Below are 18,057 nucleotides of genomic sequence, written 5' to 3'. Positions count from 1 at the left end.
ACGCCATGGTTAAGCAATTTTTGATGAACCTTCTGCTCGCCTTCATTTGGGTCGCCTTGACGGGGGTGCTGTATTATACAAACTTTCTGTTTGGCTTTGCCATTGGCTTTTTCCTGATGTGGCTGATGAACCGCAATGAAAGCGATCATCGCTATTTTACGCGCGTACCGAAAATCATTGGCTTTTTCCTGTACTTTCTCTACGAAATGATCAAGGCCAATTTACAGGTTGCCTATGACATGGTGACCCCGAAGTTTTTCATGAAGCCGGGAATCGTGAAATATCCAATGAATGCAAAAAGCGATGTTGAGATCAACTTGCTTTCCACGGTTATTTCGCTAACGCCGGGCACACTGATCCTTGACGTAAGTGAAGACCGGAAGGTACTGTATATTCATGTCATGTACCTAAAGGATAAGGAACAGTTTATCCAACAAATCAAAGACGGCTTTGAACGGAGGCTATTGGAAATCTTACGATGACACTGAGCACTTACATAGACTACGTAATTTTACCCATCCTGGGACTATCCTTGTTATTGGTTTTTATCCGGTTATTCCGCGGACCTAGCGTGGTCGACCGGGTCATCGCATTGGATTTGCTGATTACGATCGGCGTAAGCGTTATCGCTGTTTACAGCATCAGTACGCAGAAATCGACCTTCATTGATGTGGCAATGATCCTGGCGCTCATTGCATTTTTAGGCACCATTGCCTTTGCTTACTATTTAGAAAAGAGAGGAAGAAAATGACAGCTATTCTGATCGGCATGTTATGCACGGTAGGTGCATTAGCCATTCTTATCGCGGCAATCGGCATCTTACGGATGCCGGATTTTTACTTGCGACTATCCGTTACGGTGAAAGCTGCTACGCTGGGTGGTGGGCTATTGCTTTTATGTGCGGCCTTCTATTTTCCCGATGAGGTGTCTGTAACCACAAAAGCACTGGCTATCATCTTTTTTTTGACCCTCACCGCTCCCGTCGCCGCCCACCTTATTGCACGGGCTGCCTATTTTATCGGTACCGAAAAATGGCGGGGTACGGTGCGCGACGATCTTGCGGGCATGTACGATAAAGAAACGCACAAGCTTAGTAGCGAGGGGAATGGGGACTAGTTCCCTAGTTCACAAAAACCAAGCATACCGGCGAAGGCACCTCAATGCGTTTCCCCGTATCCGTAAGCATGCCCGTTTCCGTATCCCTTGCGAAAACGACTACCTCGTCTGTATTTTGGTTGGCCACCAAGAGATACCTATTATCCGGAGAAATTGTAAAATTTCGGGGTCCCCGGCCCAAAACCGATTGATTGCCTACTTTGGTAAGCCTGCCATCGAGGGGGTCTACCCGATAAATAGCCAACGTATGGGCTTCGCCCCGATTGGAGGCATATAAAAATTTTCCATCGAGTGATAACTTGATATCGGCCGCACCATTTTGGCCGGAAAAGCCTTCTTCATTTATCTCCACCTCTTGGATGCCTTCCAAGCGTCCATCTTTTTGCCGGTACACCCTTACTTTAGCGGTCATTTCCTGCACCAGATACACTAAGCCTCCATCGGCGGACTGCGCAACGTGTCTCGGCCCGCCTCCCGGCGCACTTTTCACAAAGGGTTGGGCCGCCGGAACCAATGGGCCATCCGCATTTGTCGGCTGAAAATCGTAAATAGCGATTTCATCCGTTCCCAGATCCTGTACATAAACGCGCTTTTCATCGGGCGTAAAAAATGCAGAATGCACATGCGGAGCCTGCTGTCTGCTTTTATCCGGACCGCTGCCTGTATGTTGAATACGTTGCTTGAGCGTCCCTAAGCTACCATCCTTTTCGATGGGAAACACGCTAACACTGCCCCCCGAATAGTTAGAAATGATCACGTGCGTACCACGGCTATCCGTAGCAACATGACACGGCGCATCTCCCTGCGTCAGCTGTTGGTTTAAGAAAGTAAGCTTCCCGGTAGCACCCTCGTAAGCGTACGCGCTAGCCGCTCCCTGGCCATCCCCATTTTCATTGGCCACATAGATGTAGCTACGGTCTGCACTGATGGATAGAAAAGAAGGGTTTTTGGCCCCTTGGGTGCTTCTCAAGGTTGCTGTGCCCGTGACGGGATCGAACGCATACACGTAAATACCTTTACTTTTTCCATTATTTGTATAGGTACCGATCAACAAATCAATCGGCTGACGTTGTGCAAAAATCATGGCGGGAAATGCAAGTAAGAAAACAATAAAACAGCTCTTCATTCAATAAGGTTATACAGTCGTAGGAAAAATTATAATCCTCCTTTAGCGCCGGGCAGCCAGAATGAAATCAAATGGGGGCGGCGGCATTTACCGCAATGCGGTTTGCAGCCGCCCCCGAACGTTGTCTAGTCTATGCCTAATAACCGGCGATTACTGGCTTCATCCGCTTGTCCGCCAGCAAAATCATCAAACGTCTTTTCCGTTACGCGAATGATATGATCTTGGATAAATAGCGCGCCTTCACGGGCGCCGTCTTCCGGATGTTTCAGGGCACACTCCCACTCCATGACGGCCCAACCTTTGAAGTCATACGCCGTCAGCTTGCTGAATATCGCTTTGAAGTCCACCTGACCATCACCGAGTGAGCGGAACCTGCCGGCACGCTCTACCCATCCCGAATAACCGCCATAAACCCCTTGTTTACCCGTAGGATTAAACTCGGCATCCTTCACATGGAACATCCGGATTCGGTCGTGATAATGATCGATATAAGCGAGATAGTCCAAACATTGCAGCACAAAATGCGAGGGATCATACAGAAGGCATGCCCTTGGGTGGTTGTCCACTTTTTCCAGAAAACGCTCGTAGCTCACTCCGTCGTGCAGGTCTTCGCCCGGGTGAATCTCATAGCACACATCCACGCCATGTTCGTCAAACACGTCCAATATCGGACGCCATCGTCTCGCCAATTCTTCGAATCCGGTGTCTACCAGGCCTTGGGGACGCTGAGGCCACGGATAGACGGTGTGCCACAACAGTGCCCCACTGAAGGTCCCATGTGCATTCAGCCCTAAGTTCGCGGACGCTTGGGCAGCGTATTTCAATTGCTGAACGGCCCACTCCGTCCGGGCTTTCGGATTGTTGTGGTACGCTGCGGGTGCAAACCCGTCAAACAACTGATCATACGCCGGATGCACCGCCACCAACTGTCCTTGCAAGTGTGTGGATAACTCGGTAATCTCCAGGCCGATTTCATTTACCAAACCCTTAATTTCATCCGCATACGTCTTGCTCTCGGCCGCCTTTTGCAAGTCGAAATACGAAGTCGCCCATGTCGGAATCTGAATACCTTTGAACCCCAGTTCCTTCGCCCAGCGGCAAATTGCCTCAAAAGAATCAAAGGGGGGCTGATCGCCCAAAAACTGCGCCAGGAAAATACCTGGTCCTTTTATTGTCTGCATCTTTATCTGTTAAAATAAAACCATCATTTTCGACCCATCACAGGGTAAAAGACGTCCACTTTTCGTTGCTCTCGCTACTGCGGACCACGTGATCCAGAAACGCCATTCCACGTACCCCATCGTCAATCGACGGGAAATCAAACCCATCGCCTTCTTCTCCAGTTAGTTTCGCACGCAACGCATTGCCAAATAACTTATATAAGTTAGCGAAGGCTTCGAGGTACCCCTCCGGATGCCCTGCCGGTGTACGGCACAATGAAGCTGCTTCGGCAGATAGGCCGGCTCCGTTTGCCCGGTAAATTTGCATCGGTTGGTCAAGCCACCTTACAATCAGCGAATTGGGTTCCTGCTGATGCCATTCCAATCCGCCATTTTCCCCGTATACACGGACTTTCAAGGCGTTTTCCTCACCTGCTGCTACCTGCGAAGCAATCAGCACACCGCTGGCGCCGTTGTCAAACTGCAGCAGCACATTGCCGTCGTCATCCAGCCTCCGTCCTTCCACATACGCATATAAAGAAGCGCAGAGTTGCGTGGTCCGCAATCCCGAGATGAATTCGGCCAAATGCAATGCGTGCGTACCGATGTCGCCCATACAGCCCGCCTTGCCTGACTTTGAAGGATCTGTACGCCACGAGGCTTGCTTATTACTATCATCCTGTTCCCGACTCAACCAACCTTGCGGATACTCCACATAGATTTTCCGGATTTTTCCCAATGCACCGTCGCTCACCAGTTTTCTGGCCTGTCTGACCATGGGATAGCCGACATACGTATGAGTTAGTAAAAACAACAAGCCTGTCTCATCCACCTTCTTTTTAAGTTGCTTGGCTTCTGCTAAATCAAAGGTCATCGGTTTGTCCAACACCACGTGAAATCCGTTTTCCAGCGCCAACATTGCGGGTCCAAAATGAACGTGGTTCGGCGTGACAATACTGACAAAATCCATTCGCTCGTCTTCCGGCAACGCACGCTCCCGTTCGATCATCTCCTGATAGCTTCCATATACGCGGTTTTCGGGAAGAAACAGTGAGCGACCGCTTTCTTTCGATTTGGACGCATCTGAACTGAATGCTCCGCAGACCAATTCAATTTGATTATCCAGCTGAGCAGCAATGCGGTGCACTTCTCCGATGAACGCTCCTTGTCCGCCACCCACCATTCCCATCCTTAGTTTACGATTGATCCTGTTATTGACCATAGTTATACTGATTTTGATTTATTTTTCTGCTATCGTTGGCATTACCCTTGGCTACCGGCAACCAATTGCGTGGACCGTCGGTACGCAAAAATAACATTAATACCCAAAAACCCGTGTTTTACTTTAAAGATTTTGCGAGCAGAGAACAATGTGTTAAAATTGGTTAAAATCCCTCTCCATTGGCTACAAATATGTACTTTAGCTTCTTGAATTAGGTAAATGATATCGTGTCGCTTGGAAACTAAATGGTTAGGGTATTTATATCAATCGCCGTCATTTCAGCTATGTTGCTAGTGGCATGCCGTCATGAAAAGCCAAAACCATTGGCCCGGTCGTTTGATCGTTTTCTTTATCCTGAAGATTTGCAAGGGGTTGTACCTGTAGGTGTCACGGGCGCCGACAGCATTCAGCTAGCGAGGGCCTACATTGAACAATGGCTTCGTCAACAGGCGTTATTGCATTATGCCCGGCGCAATATTGCGATCAACACGGAACGGTTGGAGGCGCAGGTTGAAGAGTATAGAAACGGATTGATTGTCTATGAATATGAGCAGGAATTAGTAAGCCAGAAACTCGACACAGTGGTTACAGACGCAGAAATACGCAACTATTACGCTACTCGACAGGAGCTATTCATGCTAAAGCAACCTATTTTGAAAGTCTCGTATATTCAATTGCCGAACCGTGCACCTGAGCTGGACCGGGTAAAGCGGTTGTTCTTGTCGGGAGATTTCGAAGCGCAGGATTTACTGGAAAAATATTGCGCCCGGTACGCGAGGCAGTACAGCTTGCGCGACACCACCTGGCAGTATGCGGATGACCTGGCAAAGAAAGTTCCCCTTTCACGCATTGGTGAAGAGAACTACAGCCGTACCGGGCGAATTTTTGAAATAATTGAAAATAATGAATTATATCTGATAATTTTGCACGATTCGAAATTCAGGGATAGCCGCTCGCCGCTGTCATTGGTATATGACAACATCCGCAACCTGATTTTGAATAAACGCAAGATACATTTGGTTGACCAAATGCAAAAGAGTATCCTGATGGATGCCCGCAAAAAAAACGACATTGAAATATATAACTAGATGAGTAGAAATCGCTGCATTTTTCTGTTTTTGATACTAATAACTATCACCTACCGGGCGTCTGCCCAAGAAGCCAAGGTAATCGACAAGGTAGCAGCCGTGGTAGGATCCAACATCATCCTACAGTCGGAGATTGAAATGCAATATGCCCAATACCTCGCTCAAGGTAATAAAGCAAACGACGATTTCAAGTGTTATATTCTGCAACAACAACTTACCCAGAAATTGCTGGCCCAGCAAGCCGCCATCGACTCCATTGATGTAAGTGAAGGCGAGGTAGATGATAACATCAATTCCCGCTTACGTTACATGTCTAATCAAGCAGGTGGACAAGAACGGCTCGAACGGTTCCTAAACCGCTCGTTGCTCCAATACAAAGAAGAAATGCGGCCAAGCGTATATGAGCAGTTGAAAGCCAATAAAATGCAGCAGAACATCGTATCGGGCATCGACGTAACTCCTTTGGAGGTAAAACGGTATTTCGAGTCGTTGGAAAAAGACAGCCTACCTTATTTCAATACCGAGGTGGAAGTAGGCGAACTGGTTGTTTTTCCACAGCTTACCCGCGAAGAGAAGCAGCAGTTTCGCGACCGGGCCGAAGACTTACGGCGCCAGGTAGCGGAAGGAGCTGACTTTGCAACGATAGCCCGGTTATATTCACAAGATCCGGGATCAGCTCCTTATGGCGGCGACCTCGGATTCAATACCCGTGATGGGTTCGTCAAAGAATTTTCGGCGGTTGCCTTCCGGCTCAAACCCGGCGAACTTTCCCCTGTATTCGAATCCGAATATGGCTTCCACTTCCTGGAAGTACTGGAACGCCGTGGCGAGGAAGTCCGCACACGTCATGTCTTGATAACGATCAAGCCTACTCCGGCCAGCTTGGAACGTGCTAAAGTCCACATCGATAGCATCTACCAACACGTGGTCGATAAAAAACTTGATTTTTATACGGCTGCAACACTTTATTCGGACAATAAAGAAACCAAATACAACGGAGGTATGTTGCTAAACCTGGAAAACCAGCAAAACCGTACTACGTTGATTCCCGCCGACAAGCTTGATGCTTCGATTTTTACGGCTATTGACACGTTGCAACCCGGGCAATATTCCCGTCCCGCGGAGTTTTCGGACCGTACCGGAAAAACGGGCTACCGTTTCACCTATCTCAAATCACGGACACCTCCCCATCAGGCCAATCTTGAACAGGACTTTGCTAAAATCAAGGAGGCAGCCTTACAGGACAAGATTAACCGCAAACTAAGCGAATGGTTTGAAGGCCGGCGCAAAGTGACTTTCATCGATATCAATCAGGAATACCACGACTGTGACGACCTGAAGATCTGGTTGAAAGAACAGGAGAATACGACCGTTGCTCAGCTTTAATCGCTACGTTGCGAAGGCCTTGTTTGCGAAACCGAGAAGTCGCCGAGTTGCGAATCAGCGACTCCGCGACTTGGCAAATCAGCGACTTGGCAAATAATTACGCCTCAAATAGCATCTCAATGATTACCCGCCATTGAAAGTCGGGTTGCAGTTGCCAAATCCGGACGTAGTTACATTTCATTTGCTCAGTCTTCGTTGCTACGGTAGCAGTGCCATACGAGTAAGCGAGTTCGCCGCTGTAGGATCGATTTGCCACCAGCGATTCCGCTTCAATGGCCATGTCTCTCTTTTTAACGAAAGCCAAGATGTTCTTTTTTCCCACAACCGGCGTATTCCATGGGAAATAAAAGCGAGCGTCGTCTGCCAGGAATTCGCCATAAGCGATGGACGCATCTGATTTCAATACCGCGGAAAGCAGCTGATCGTTGCTTAGCACAATTTCCTTGCGTTGTTGAATCCGCTCTTTGGTCCTGAATCTCGTATAGTCCTTTTCGTCGGGTTCGATGTATCTCAATTCAGGTTCTTCTTTGCCGCCTTTGTGTTCAATCTGCGCACGCAAATTGATCTTCCAGTTTCCCTTTCGGTCGCGATGCCAAACGGTAAGGTACTCGCCATATCGTTTTATTGCCCCAACACGCTGAAAGGTAAGTGAACCGGCGGTCACCCCCCACTCCATACTTTTTGCAACCGCGGCAAAAGCCGGCTTCCACGTCATTACATCCGGGATATTGGGGCGATTATCCAGGTATTCCAATGCCCCAACGGGCGCAGGCGTAAAAAACAGCGAATTACGATCGACAATGGACCGTAAAGCCGTATAAGGTCCTTCCGTGGCCGAAAGCCGTGCCGCCGTTCGGTCGGCGGCGAGCAAACTGCCTACTTTCCCGAGCACCTGTGCTAACGCCGACCCGGATAAACAAAGAAAATATACCGATACGCAAATCGAAACAATGTATCTCATCGTTAGTACGTTCAAATCTTATTCCAAAGTGTCCCCTCTTTGCTGTCTTTGAGTTGAATACCTATGGCACTCAACCCTTCCCGTATGCGATCGGACGTCGTGTAATCTTTGTTTTGTTTAGCTTCGTTGCGGAGCCTGATGACCACCTCCATTAATTTTTCAAAGTCATCGGATCCGGTATTGTCATCGAGCAAACCGAGCACGTCATGCACGAAATGGCACATCAGCGTCTGAAGGTTTTCCAGTGAGGTTGAATCGATCGCCAGTTTACCGTCATATACGCTGTTGACGACGCGGACGGCCTCAAACAATTCCGCAATCAGGACCGGACTATTGAAGTCATCGTCCATAGCAGCATAACACCGCTGTTTCAGCGCTTCTATATTGCTTTCCGCCTTCTTGCCCGTTGCTTTGAGCTTGGGCAGCAATGCCATCGCGTTCATTAGCCGCTTATACCCTTTATCTGCCGCTTCTAGAGCCTCGTTTGAAAAATCGAGTGTACTCCGGTAGTGTGCCTGCAACATGAAAAAGCGTACAGCCATGGGCGAGTACCCACGATTCAGCAACGGGTGGGATCCACTGAAAAGTTCGTGGGGCAAAAAGCCATTGCCTGCCGACTTCGACATACGCGTACCGTTTACCGTCAGCATGTTCGTATGCATCCAATATTTTGCGGGCTGGGTGTGGTTGCAGGCTTGCGATTGGGCAATTTCATTGGTATGGTGCGTCGCCGCCAAGTCCATTCCCCCTCCGTGAATATCGAATTGATCGCCCAGGTATTTGCGGCTCATGGCCGAGCATTCAATATGCCAACCCGGGAAACCCACTCCCCAAGGTGACGGCCAACGCATGATATGTTCTGGTTTAGCCTTGATCCATAACGCGAAATCCAGCCTTCCCCGCTTTTCGTCCTGCCCATTCAACTCGCGCGTATTGTTTAGCAAATCATCCAGTTTCCGATTGGTTAGAATGGTATAGTCGTACTCTTTCACGTACTTTTCCACATCGAAATAAACGGTCCCATTGACTTCGTAGGCATATCCCTCTTCCAGGATTTTTTGAACCATCGCAATCTGCTCCGAAATATGGCCGGTAGCGGTCGGCTCGATGCTGGGGGGCAGGGTATTAAATAGCCGTAGTACCTCATGGAATCCCAGCGTATACTTCTGGACGATTTCCATGGGCTCCAATTGTTCCAATTTGGCCTTTTTCGCAAACTTGTCGTCCCCTTCGTCATTGTCCCCCTCCAAATGCCCTGCGTCGGTAATATTACGGACATAACGTACCTTGTAGCCGAGGTGAGTCAGGTAGCGGAAGATTAGATCGAAGGATACAAACGTACGGCAATTGCCGAGGTGGACGTCACTGTATACGGTAGGACCGCAGACGTACATCCCCACAAAGGGTGGATTCAGCGGCTCGAAATTTTCCTTTTTTCTTGTTAATGTATTGTAAAGAACCAAACGGTTATCCATGGGCGCGAAAATACGAATTTATTTCTGCCTGAAATACACCTGCACAGGCACGCCTTCAAAATCAAAATTTTCGCGGAGCTTGTTTTCAATGAAGCGTCTGTAGGGTTCCTTAATGTATTGGGGCAGGTTGCAGAAGAAGGCAAACATCGGCGATCTGCCTGCGATCTGGGTTACGTATTTAATTTTGATGTACTTACCCTTCGTAGCCGGTGGCGGGTAATTTTCGATAATGGGCAACATCACATCGTTTAGCTTCGAAGTAGAAACCTTTTTCGTTTTATTCTCGTAAACCTTGACCGCTGCCTCCACGGCCTTAAAAATCCGTTGCTTTTCGGTGACGGATGTAAAGACGATCGGCACATCGGTGAACGGGGCAATTTTCTCCCGGATCAGGTCTTCGAATACTTTCGTGGTCTTTTGGTTTTTTTCAATCATATCCCACTTGTTGACCAGAATAACGATGCCCTTTTTGTTTTTTTCCGCCAAGTGGAAGATATTGATATCCTGGGCCTCGATGCCTTCTGTAGCATCCAGCATCAGAATTACCACGTCCGACTCCTCCAGCGCTTTGATTGTGCGCATAACCGAGTAAAACTCGATGTTTTCCTTCACTTTGGTTTTGCGTCGTAACCCAGCGGTATCGATGAGGATAAAATCATGCCCGTATTGATTATAATGGATCCGGATCGAATCGCGGGTGGTACCTGCGACCGGCGTTACGATGTTACGCTCTTTGCCGATCAGTGCGTTGGTCAGCGACGACTTTCCTACGTTGGGCCTGCCGACAATGGCAAACTTGGGGCGGTCTTCTGCTTCCTTCTCTTCCTGTTCGAAGTGCTTGACCACCTCGTCCAGCAACTCGCCGGTACCGGAGCCCGTCATCGAGGAGAGTGGGTAGATTTCTCCCAGTCCGAAGCTGTAGAAAATACTGGCCTCTTGCTGCAAAAGCGGGTGGTCCACCTTATTGGCGACTACAAAAACGGGCTTTTTACTCCGGCGCAGCACATCCGCGATGGCATCATCCAAATCGGTGATTCCGGTGGTCACATCCACCATAAACAGGATAACCGAAGCTTCTTCAATGGCAATCAACACCTGTTCACGGATGGCGGATTCAAAAACGTCCTCCGAGCCGTGCACGTATCCACCGGTGTCGACCACCGCAAACTTCTTCCCTATCCATTCTCCCTGTCCGTAATGCCGGTCGCGCGTTACTCCACTATAGTCATCGACAATCGCCCTGCGGCTTTCTGTCAAGCGATTATATAAAGTGGATTTCCCGACGTTTGGCCGTCCTACAATTGCGATGATATTTGCCATCAAATTCTCTTTTATCCGTTGATTGCCTTCACTCCCGGCAGTTCCTTGCCTTCCATATACTCAAGCAGCGCACCGCCACCCGTACTTACGTAGCTTACGTGCTCGGTCATTCCAAACTTGCTCACCGCAGCAGCCGAGTCACCGCCGCCGATCAACGAAAACGCCCCGCGCTCGGTGGCGGCCACCACGGCATCCGCTACAGCCTTGGTACCTTTGGCAAATTTATCCATTTCAAACACCCCCATCGGACCGTTCCATAGGATGGTATTTGAGGCCAAGATCACCTGCGCAAAATGCTCGCCAGATTCTTTGCCAATATCCAATCCCATTTTATCAGCCGGAATGGCATCGTTCGGTCCATCGTAAGCCGGCGAATCCGGAGAAAATTCGTCAGCAATCTGGCAGTCAGTGGGCAATACCAGGTTAACGCCCTTTTCGTCCGCTTTCTTCACCAAGTCGTTGGCGAGATCCAGTTTATCCAATTCCACCAATGACTTACCGATTTCACCACCGCGCGCCTTCACGAAAGTATAGGCCATGCCTCCACCAATGATCAAGTTATCGACCTTATCCAGCAGGGCCTCGATCAGTTCCAGTTTATCCGACACTTTCGCTCCCCCCATAATAGCGGTAAACGGACGCTGAGGATCGTTCAGCACCTTTTCGGCATTTCCTACTTCCGCAGCCATGAGGTATCCGAAATATTTTGCATTGGGAAAAAACTGGGCGATGACCGCCGTCGAAGCGTGAGCGCGGTGTGCCGTACCAAATGCATCATTCACATATACATCCCCCAATTTGGCCAGTTTTTCAGCAAAGTCTTTATCGCCCTTCTCTTCTTCTTTATAAAACCGAAGGTTTTCGAGCAACAATACCTCACCGGGTTTTAGTGCGTGTGCCTTTGTAAGGGCTTCCTCACCGATACAGTCGTTGGCAAATTGTACCGTGACACCCAGCACGTCGGATAGATGTTTAACAATATGCTTCAACGAGAATTTTTCCGTTGGGCCCTCTTTCGGCCTGCCAAGGTGAGACATTAGGATAGCCGATCCGCCGTCGTTCAGGATCTTTTTAATCGTAGGCGCGGCCCCTTGTATGCGATTATCGTCAGTAATATTGTAATGCTCATCCAAGGGTACGTTAAAGTCCACTCGTATCAGTGCCTTCTTACCGGAAAAATCTAAATTGTCTATGGTGTTCATTTGTTCGACATTATTTTTTCAATGGTCCGATGATCCTTCACCTGCCGGATTCATCTAATTATTTCAACTAATTTGGGGAAACAAAGCTAAGATAAGTATTGGAAATTCAAAACACCTCATTGCTATAAGCCAAGGCTTCTGCCCAAGCCTCCTCCTTCAAACCCGTTTCTATCCCGCGCTCGTAGAGAAGTTGCAATAAGGTTTCGGTAGCGATGTTGCCGGTCAGCTGATCGTCGGCCATGGGGCAGCCTCCGAAGCCGCGTAGAGCGGCATCGAACCGGGTACATCCAGCGTCCAGCGCAGCAATCAGTTTATCGCGGCCCTCCGCCGGTGTGCTATGTAGGTGCAGTCCCAGCGAAATTCCAGGAAATGTACCGCCGATATATTGGTATAACCGTGCGATGCCTTCGGGCGTAGACGTGCCAACGGTATCCGCTAACGCGAAATCGCGCACGCCCATGGCAACCAGCCGATCCACGTAATCTGCCACGATCGCCGGGCTCCAAGGGTCTCCGTATGGATTACCAAAGCCCATGGAGAGGTATATCAAGGGGACTTTTCCATTTACGTGGCAGGTGGCCACGATCTCCTTTACTATTTCCAATGCCTGAGCTATGGTATGATTGGTATTTCTCAACTGAAAGGTTTCCGACACGGAAAACGGAAAGCCAACAACGTCCACATCCGCGTAGCTCACCGCTTCCTCCGCCCCTCGCACGTTAGCCACAATCGCCAGCAACTGCGTAGCGCTAACCGATCGATCCAATTGCTTCAATACCTCAGCCGTATCCTTCATCTGGGGAACGGCCTTTGGTGATACGAAGCTACCGAAGTCAAGCCGATCAAAGCCTACGTTCAAGAGCAATTGGATATAGGCCGCTTTCACCTCCGTAGCAATAAAGTGGCGTATTCCCTGCATCGCATCGCGGGGACATTCGGTGATCGAAATGTGTGGCATCAATAAATATCAAACGTGAGGGGAAGCCTCGCCTGAATTCCCCGTTGCCGGAGTGCGCTTTTCACCTGTTCGTAATACTTGTATTGATCGCCCAGTTCCCGTTGGGCGAACCAGGTACTGATCCGGTCGGTCGAACCACCCAGCAAGGATTCAAACGGGTTCTTAATAGCCGGATAAGTAACCAACCGGTAATCCTCCAATCCTGCTTTTATGGCGGCTGCGGCGATAGCATCTTCCAGACTGCCCAACCGATCTACCAATCCGTTGTCGACTGCCTGCTGTCCGCTCCAAACGCGTCCCTGTCCAATGCTATCCACCTCTTCCTTAGACAGATGGCGCCCATCGGCCACACGCTGTAAGAAGGTGTCATAGATCCGATTCACCTCCATTTGAAGAATATTCCGCTCATCAACGGTGAGTGGCCGATCCACGTTACTCAGGAAATCAGCGTATTTACCGGTTTTAACCTCGTCGAAAGTGATGCCCAACTTCTCATTCATCAGGCCTTGCATATTCGGGATCACGCCAAAAACACCAATGGATCCGGTAATGGTATTCGGCTGCGCGAAGATCGAGTCAGCCGCCGCCGCAATATAATAACCTCCCGAAGCGGCTACGTCGCCCATGGATACGATCACAGGCTTTTCCTTGCGAAGCAAATCCACTTCGCGCCAGATCACATCCGATGCCAATGCACTGCCACCCGGAGAATTAATGCGGAAAACTACCCCTTTCACTTTATCATCCCTGCGTACTTTACGCAGTTCACGTGAAATGCGCTCAGAACCGATCATGTCGTCGCCCCCCTCCCCCGATACGATATCTCCCACCGCATATACCACAGCAATCCGGTCGCGTACCGATGTGCGGTTGGATTGTCCGGATGGCTTATACTTCGTTAACGCTACGGCGTTGAGGTCTTTATCAGGGTCGATATCGAGTGAATCTTTTAATTCGCCGAGTAGTTCGTCTTTATAGCGCTTACCGTCGGCTAAACCGTAGGTCACCGCGTCGTCTGCGGTTTTCACCAGAAAATTATCGGCGATGGCTCGCAACGAATCCGCGGGTATGCCTCTACTGGTTCCGATTTGATTAACGAAATGATCATAGATGCTTCCTAAAAAGGACGTCACCTGCTGGCGGTTTGCCTCGCTCATGCGATCCAAGATGAAGGGTTCTACCGCACTTTTAAATGTACCGACCTTGACCACTTGCATTTCCACCCCTAATTTATCAAGCGTCCCTTTTATAAAGGGCGTCTGTGACGCCAGTCCCCGGAAATCAATCGTTCCTTCGGGGTTTACGTAAACTTTATCCGCGGTCGATGCCAGGTAATAGGCTCGTTGGGTATATCCTTCACTATAAGCGACAATGAACTTTCCGGAGGTTTTGAAATCCAGCAGCGCGTCGCGGATCTCCTGTAACGTAGCGAAACTCGCCGAAACGGCTGAAAGATCGAGGTAAATTCCCTTGATCCGATTGTCATTCTTCGCTCCTTCAATACCTTTTAAGATGTCGTTCAGCCCAAAACTTTTGGTGGTGGTAAAACCTGGCACGTCTAGTTCTTCAAACGGGTCGGGAATTGTCCGTTCCGTGATTTGGTGCTGCAAATCGATATGCAGCAACGAGTTGTCTGCAACCACGGTCTCTTTATCGGCGGTCATCGAACTGATCATCGCGCCGAGAATAATAAGTCCAACGACTACCAGCAAAATGGATGAAATGATGATACCCGTTACAGTGGCCAATACATATTTAAAAAACGATTTCATAAACGTGCTATCTTTGTGTCCAAACTTAGCCAAACTCGGCTGTATATGCAAGCTACAACCGATCGTAGCTTTGTGGGATTGGACGGCGGGAAAGGAAAAAAGTTACGATGGCCAAATAGCGTGCATGGTTTATACTGTGCAGTAAAAGCGTCGCTCGCCTTGTGAAGGTTAAACCTGTCGATCATGCGCTGATGGGTTTGGGGCGCGCCTTCACCGGAGGTAAATGCACCCGTCATATTGCATATAAAACCGAATTTATCTAAGTTTACCGCACCAAAAAATCAGCACATTTACATGATCGACGAGACGAATCCCATTCCTGAAGAAAACCAAGATAACGAGTCCAAAGACAATCAGCTTGGCAGCAGCCAGACCATTCCGTTATCGGGATTGTATGAAAACTGGTTCTTGGATTATGCTTCCTATGTGATTCTCGACCGGGCTGTACCTCATATCAACGATGGACTCAAACCGGTTCAGCGCCGCATTTTGCATTCGCTGAAAGAAATGGACGATGGGCGGTTTAATAAGGCCGCCAACGTCATTGGTAACACGATGAAGTACCACCCCCATGGCGATGCGTCCATAGGCGACGCCATGGTGCAGATCGGCCAGAAAACCCTGCTGATTGATTGCCAGGGTAACTGGGGTGACCCGGTTACGGGCGACTCCGCTGCTGCCCCGAGGTACATCGAAGGACGCCTGTCTAAATTTGCCAACGAAGTGGTTTTCAATCCTGACACCACGGAATGGCAGTTGAGTTACGACGGCCGCAATCGCGAGCCGGTTACGCTGCCGGTCAAGTTTCCGTTGTTGCTCGCACAAGGGGCCGAAGGCATTGCCGTAGGACTCGCCACCAAGATTATGCCTCATAACTTCATTGAACTTATCGACGGATCTATTGAGGTGCTACGCGGCGGGCGGCCTAACCTTCTACCCGACTTTCCTACAGGAGGGTTGGCCGACTGCTCGGCTTATAACGAAGGGCAACGCGGGGGAAAAATCCGGGTACGCGCAAAGATTGAAGAGCGTGATAAAAAGACGCTTGCCATTACGGAAATTCCCTATGGAACGACCACCGGAGGTCTGATTGACAGCGTCGTGACGGCCAACGAAAAGGGCAAGATCAAGATTAAGAAGATTGAAGACAACACCGCTCAAAACGTCGAAATCATCATTCATCTGGCCCCGGGTATTTCGCCAGATGTGACCATTGATGCGTTATATGCCTTTACCGCCTGCGAGGTATCCATATCGCCCAACACCTGTGTTATCCGGAATGATAAACCCCATTTCATGAGCGTCAATGACGTTCTCATTGAAAACACCAAACAGACGAAGGCACTGCTCAAGCAAGAGCTTGAAATCCGGCTACGCGAACTGCAAGAGAAAATTTTCTTCAGCAGCCTGCTGAAGATTTTTATCCAAGAGGGCATGTACAAACATCCCGACTACGAAAATTCCGGCGATTTCGAAACCGTAGTGCAGGTGCTCACGCGACTGTTTACTCCATTTTTTGATCAGTTTTACCGGGAGATCTTGCCAGAAGATTACAAAAAGCTCATCGAAAAACCGATGAGTAGTATCACCCGCTTCGACGTAAAAAAGGCCGATGAGCAGATGGCCGCGCTGGAAGAAGAGATCAAAAAGGTAAAACATCACCTCAGACACCTTACCGACTATGCCATTGCCTGGTTTGAGCGACTTAAAGAAAAATACGGCAAAGGCCGCGAACGGCGTACCGAGATCCGGGCATTTGACCGGGTGGAGGCCGCCCAAGTAGCCCTCGCCAATGTCAAACTTTACGTTAACCGTATCGACGGATTTGTGGGAACCGGCATGCGAAAAGATGAATATGTGGGCGACTGCTCCGATCTCGACGATGTAATTGTTTTCCGCGCCGATGGCAAATGCGTAGTTACCAAAGTACAGGACAAGGCATTCGTGGGTAAGGACATCATTCATGTGGCAGTATTTAAAAAAGGCGATGACCGTACCGTATACAACCTCATCTACCGCGATGGCAAATCGGGGGTGTCTTATGTGAAACGCTTTTCGGTATTGGGTGTAACGCGCGATAAAGAATATGACCTGACCAAAGGTGAAAAAGGCTCCAAGGTACTCTATTTTACTGCCAACCCCAACGGTGAAGCGGAGGTAGTCAATGTGCAACTGAAACCGCATTCTAAACTCCGGAAACTACAATTGGACATCGACTTTGCCGAAATCGCCATCAAGGGACGTAGTTCACAGGGCAACATTGTAACCAAGTATCCGGTCAAAAAAATCGTACTTAAAAGCAAGGGTGTATCTACCTTGTCTGGCCGGAAAATCTGGTTTGACGACGTGCTTAAACGACTGAATGCGGATGGGCGTGGCCAGTACCTCGGCGAGTTTGACGGCGATGATAAAATACTCACAGTGATGGCCGACGGCACGTATGAATTAAGTAGTTTTGATCTGAGCAATCACTTTGACGATAAACTTATCCGAATTGAAAAGTATAACCCCAATCAGGTCTATTGCGTTGTGCACCGTGACGGAAAGTCTGGCCTTCATTATGTAAAGCGCTTTTACTTCGAGGATATGCCAATTGGTAAGCGTACTTCGGTTATCAATGATGAGCCGGGCTCGAAGTTGGTGATCATCACCAACGCGATGCACCCTCTGGTCAAAATGACGGTACTGAAAGGCAAATCAAGAGTGGCTGAGACCATTGACCAGAACCTTGTCGAAATCATCGATATCAAAGGCATGCGGGCCCAAGGCAATCGGTTGAGCCCACACGAAGTGCAAAACGTGGTATTGGTGGCCGATGAGGCCGATGAGGCCGAAGAGGCACCTGCTGCAGCGCCGGAAAATCACCCCGACCCCGAAAGCCTTCCCAGCCAATCGCAAGAGGAGGCGCCTCAATCCAAGGAACGACCTCAGGTGGACTTTGAGATTACCAACCCGGACGATATCCGGGTAGATGACAAAGGCCAAATGGGATTATTTTAGCGCGGTCCGATGTGGCTTATGGGTTGAGGTGAAATCGGAGTGTAGCATTATCCCGAAAAGGCCGCCCTAAAAGTAGGGCACAAATTTGTAACGACATATTACCTAAATCAAAAATGACGATCCAAATCGTCATTTTTCGACCTGAAAACCCAAAAAACAACACTAAAATCAAAGATTTTCTTATTTTCTTATTTCTCGCAAAGAATAAATGGCATGTTTTTTGAAAAGTTTCTACTCATCTACCGATTCTTTTGAAGAATCACTACTAAAA

At 49.0% G+C, this 18,057-nt stretch carries 15 protein-coding genes; 6 read left to right on the top strand and 9 right to left on the bottom strand.

The genetic code is table 11. The annotated features are described in order from the left end of the window. Window positions 1–5: 5 nt before the first annotated feature. Genes ACFQRK_RS21320 through mnhG form a run of 3 tightly spaced genes read left to right on the top strand, consistent with a single transcriptional unit; the run spans window position 6 to window position 1,116 of the window. Window positions 6–482 carry a Na+/H+ antiporter subunit E gene (locus tag ACFQRK_RS21320; protein ID WP_379010239.1) on the top strand — a complete coding sequence of 159 codons (477 nt, stop codon included), beginning with the start codon at window positions 6–8 and terminating at the stop codon, window positions 480–482. Then, on the top strand, window positions 479–751 hold the full coding sequence (locus tag ACFQRK_RS21315) for a cation:proton antiporter (protein ID WP_379010238.1): 273 nt from the start codon (window positions 479–481) through the stop codon (window positions 749–751). Before ACFQRK_RS21320 ends, ACFQRK_RS21315 begins: the two co-directional genes overlap by 4 nt. Further along, window positions 748–1,116, top strand: coding sequence for a monovalent cation/H(+) antiporter subunit G (gene mnhG, locus ACFQRK_RS21310; protein ID WP_379010236.1), 369 nt, complete (start codon window positions 748–750; stop codon window positions 1,114–1,116). Before ACFQRK_RS21315 ends, mnhG begins: the two co-directional genes overlap by 4 nt. Window positions 1,117–1,120: 4 nt before the next feature. Here mnhG and ACFQRK_RS21305 read toward each other — a convergent pair whose 3' ends face one another. From ACFQRK_RS21305 to ACFQRK_RS21295, 3 genes are all read right to left on the bottom strand, one after another. Then, window positions 1,121–2,242 carry a lactonase family protein gene (locus ACFQRK_RS21305; RefSeq protein ID WP_379010234.1) on the bottom strand — a complete coding sequence of 374 codons (1,122 nt, stop codon included), beginning with the start codon at window positions 2,240–2,242 and terminating at the stop codon, window positions 1,121–1,123. Window positions 2,243–2,367: 125 nt separating this feature from the next. Beyond that, on the bottom strand, window positions 2,368–3,423 hold the full coding sequence (locus ACFQRK_RS21300; RefSeq protein ID WP_379010233.1) for a sugar phosphate isomerase/epimerase family protein: 1,056 nt from the start codon (window positions 3,421–3,423) through the stop codon (window positions 2,368–2,370). Between the two features lie 37 nt (window positions 3,424–3,460). Next, window positions 3,461–4,624, bottom strand: a complete 1,164-nt coding sequence (locus ACFQRK_RS21295) for a Gfo/Idh/MocA family protein (RefSeq protein WP_379010232.1) — start codon at window positions 4,622–4,624, stop codon at window positions 3,461–3,463. A gap of 245 nt (window positions 4,625–4,869) precedes the next feature. On the opposite strand from ACFQRK_RS21295, the gene ACFQRK_RS21290 reads away from it, so the two are divergent. Together ACFQRK_RS21290 and ACFQRK_RS21285 are read left to right on the top strand one after the other, a co-directional pair. After that, window positions 4,870–5,712 (top strand): hypothetical protein, encoded by an 843-nt coding sequence (locus tag ACFQRK_RS21290; RefSeq protein ID WP_379010231.1) that lies wholly within the window; start codon window positions 4,870–4,872, stop codon window positions 5,710–5,712. Further along, a complete protein-coding gene (locus ACFQRK_RS21285) occupies window positions 5,713–7,098 on the top strand; it encodes a peptidylprolyl isomerase (RefSeq protein ID WP_379010230.1) in 1,386 nt (461 codons plus the stop codon). It begins immediately after the preceding gene. A gap of 97 nt (window positions 7,099–7,195) precedes the next feature. Here the strand turns inward: ACFQRK_RS21285 and ACFQRK_RS21280 are convergent, their stop codons facing one another. The 6 genes from ACFQRK_RS21280 to sppA form a co-directional block, all read right to left on the bottom strand. Then, the gene (locus ACFQRK_RS21280; RefSeq protein ID WP_379010229.1) at window positions 7,196–8,059 is read right to left on the bottom strand and encodes a YybH family protein; all 864 of its coding nucleotides are present in this window, start codon (window positions 8,057–8,059) and stop codon (window positions 7,196–7,198) included. An 11-nt stretch (window positions 8,060–8,070) separates the two neighbouring features. Beyond that, window positions 8,071–9,534, bottom strand: a complete 1,464-nt coding sequence (gene cysS, locus ACFQRK_RS21275; RefSeq protein ID WP_379010228.1) for a cysteine--tRNA ligase — start codon at window positions 9,532–9,534, stop codon at window positions 8,071–8,073. 18 nt (window positions 9,535–9,552) lie between these two features. Beyond that, window positions 9,553–10,854: a ribosome biogenesis GTPase Der gene (gene der / locus ACFQRK_RS21270; protein ID WP_379010226.1), complete on the bottom strand. Its 1,302-nt coding sequence runs from the start codon at window positions 10,852–10,854 to the stop codon at window positions 9,553–9,555. An 11-nt stretch (window positions 10,855–10,865) separates the two neighbouring features. Then, on the bottom strand, window positions 10,866–12,056 hold the full coding sequence (locus tag ACFQRK_RS21265) for a phosphoglycerate kinase (RefSeq protein WP_379010224.1): 1,191 nt from the start codon (window positions 12,054–12,056) through the stop codon (window positions 10,866–10,868). Between the two features lie 106 nt (window positions 12,057–12,162). Then, complete coding sequence (locus tag ACFQRK_RS21260; protein ID WP_379010222.1) at window positions 12,163–13,014, bottom strand: hydroxymethylglutaryl-CoA lyase; 852 nt, start codon at window positions 13,012–13,014, stop codon at window positions 12,163–12,165. Continuing rightward, window positions 13,014–14,786 (bottom strand): signal peptide peptidase SppA, encoded by a 1,773-nt coding sequence (sppA, locus tag ACFQRK_RS21255; protein WP_379010220.1) that lies wholly within the window; start codon window positions 14,784–14,786, stop codon window positions 13,014–13,016. The genes ACFQRK_RS21260 and sppA overlap by 1 nt, the downstream gene beginning before the upstream one ends. Window positions 14,787–15,080: 294 nt before the next feature. Between sppA and ACFQRK_RS21250 the strand changes: the two genes are divergently transcribed. After that, a complete protein-coding gene (locus ACFQRK_RS21250) occupies window positions 15,081–17,786 on the top strand; it encodes a DNA gyrase/topoisomerase IV subunit A (protein WP_379010219.1) in 2,706 nt (901 codons plus the stop codon). Window positions 17,787–18,057 lie beyond the last annotated feature (271 nt).

Origin of the sequence: Parapedobacter sp. GCM10030251 (genome assembly GCF_042666505.1) — a bacterium.
Taxonomy (GTDB): domain Bacteria; phylum Bacteroidota; class Bacteroidia; order Sphingobacteriales; family Sphingobacteriaceae; genus Parapedobacter.
This window is presented reverse-complemented; position numbering and strand designations above follow the sequence as displayed.

What these genes read in the sequence shown, in the direction of transcription:
- ACFQRK_RS21300 (WP_379010233.1), bottom strand. Translation starts at nt 3,423, where the DNA reads ATGCAGACAATAAAAGGACCAGGTATTTTCCTGGCGCAGTTTTTGGGC.
- ACFQRK_RS21285 (WP_379010230.1), top strand. Translation starts at nt 5,713, where the DNA reads ATGAGTAGAAATCGCTGCATTTTTCTGTTTTTGATACTAATAACTATC.
- ACFQRK_RS21290 (WP_379010231.1), top strand. Translation starts at nt 4,870, where the DNA reads ATGGTTAGGGTATTTATATCAATCGCCGTCATTTCAGCTATGTTGCTA.
- ACFQRK_RS21315 (WP_379010238.1), top strand. Translation starts at nt 479, where the DNA reads ATGACACTGAGCACTTACATAGACTACGTAATTTTACCCATCCTGGGA.
- sppA (WP_379010220.1), bottom strand. Translation starts at nt 14,786, where the DNA reads ATGAAATCGTTTTTTAAATATGTATTGGCCACTGTAACGGGTATCATC.
- ACFQRK_RS21265 (WP_379010224.1), bottom strand. Translation starts at nt 12,056, where the DNA reads ATGAACACCATAGACAATTTAGATTTTTCCGGTAAGAAGGCACTGATA.
- der (WP_379010226.1), bottom strand. Translation starts at nt 10,854, where the DNA reads ATGGCAAATATCATCGCAATTGTAGGACGGCCAAACGTCGGGAAATCC.
- ACFQRK_RS21250 (WP_379010219.1), top strand. Translation starts at nt 15,081, where the DNA reads ATGATCGACGAGACGAATCCCATTCCTGAAGAAAACCAAGATAACGAG.
- ACFQRK_RS21260 (WP_379010222.1), bottom strand. Translation starts at nt 13,014, where the DNA reads ATGCCACACATTTCGATCACCGAATGTCCCCGCGATGCGATGCAGGGA.
- mnhG (WP_379010236.1), top strand. Translation starts at nt 748, where the DNA reads ATGACAGCTATTCTGATCGGCATGTTATGCACGGTAGGTGCATTAGCC.
- ACFQRK_RS21320 (WP_379010239.1), top strand. Translation starts at nt 6, where the DNA reads ATGGTTAAGCAATTTTTGATGAACCTTCTGCTCGCCTTCATTTGGGTC.
- ACFQRK_RS21280 (WP_379010229.1), bottom strand. Translation starts at nt 8,059, where the DNA reads ATGAGATACATTGTTTCGATTTGCGTATCGGTATATTTTCTTTGTTTA.
- ACFQRK_RS21305 (WP_379010234.1), bottom strand. Translation starts at nt 2,242, where the DNA reads ATGAAGAGCTGTTTTATTGTTTTCTTACTTGCATTTCCCGCCATGATT.
- ACFQRK_RS21295 (WP_379010232.1), bottom strand. Translation starts at nt 4,624, where the DNA reads ATGGTCAATAACAGGATCAATCGTAAACTAAGGATGGGAATGGTGGGT.
- cysS (WP_379010228.1), bottom strand. Translation starts at nt 9,534, where the DNA reads ATGGATAACCGTTTGGTTCTTTACAATACATTAACAAGAAAAAAGGAA.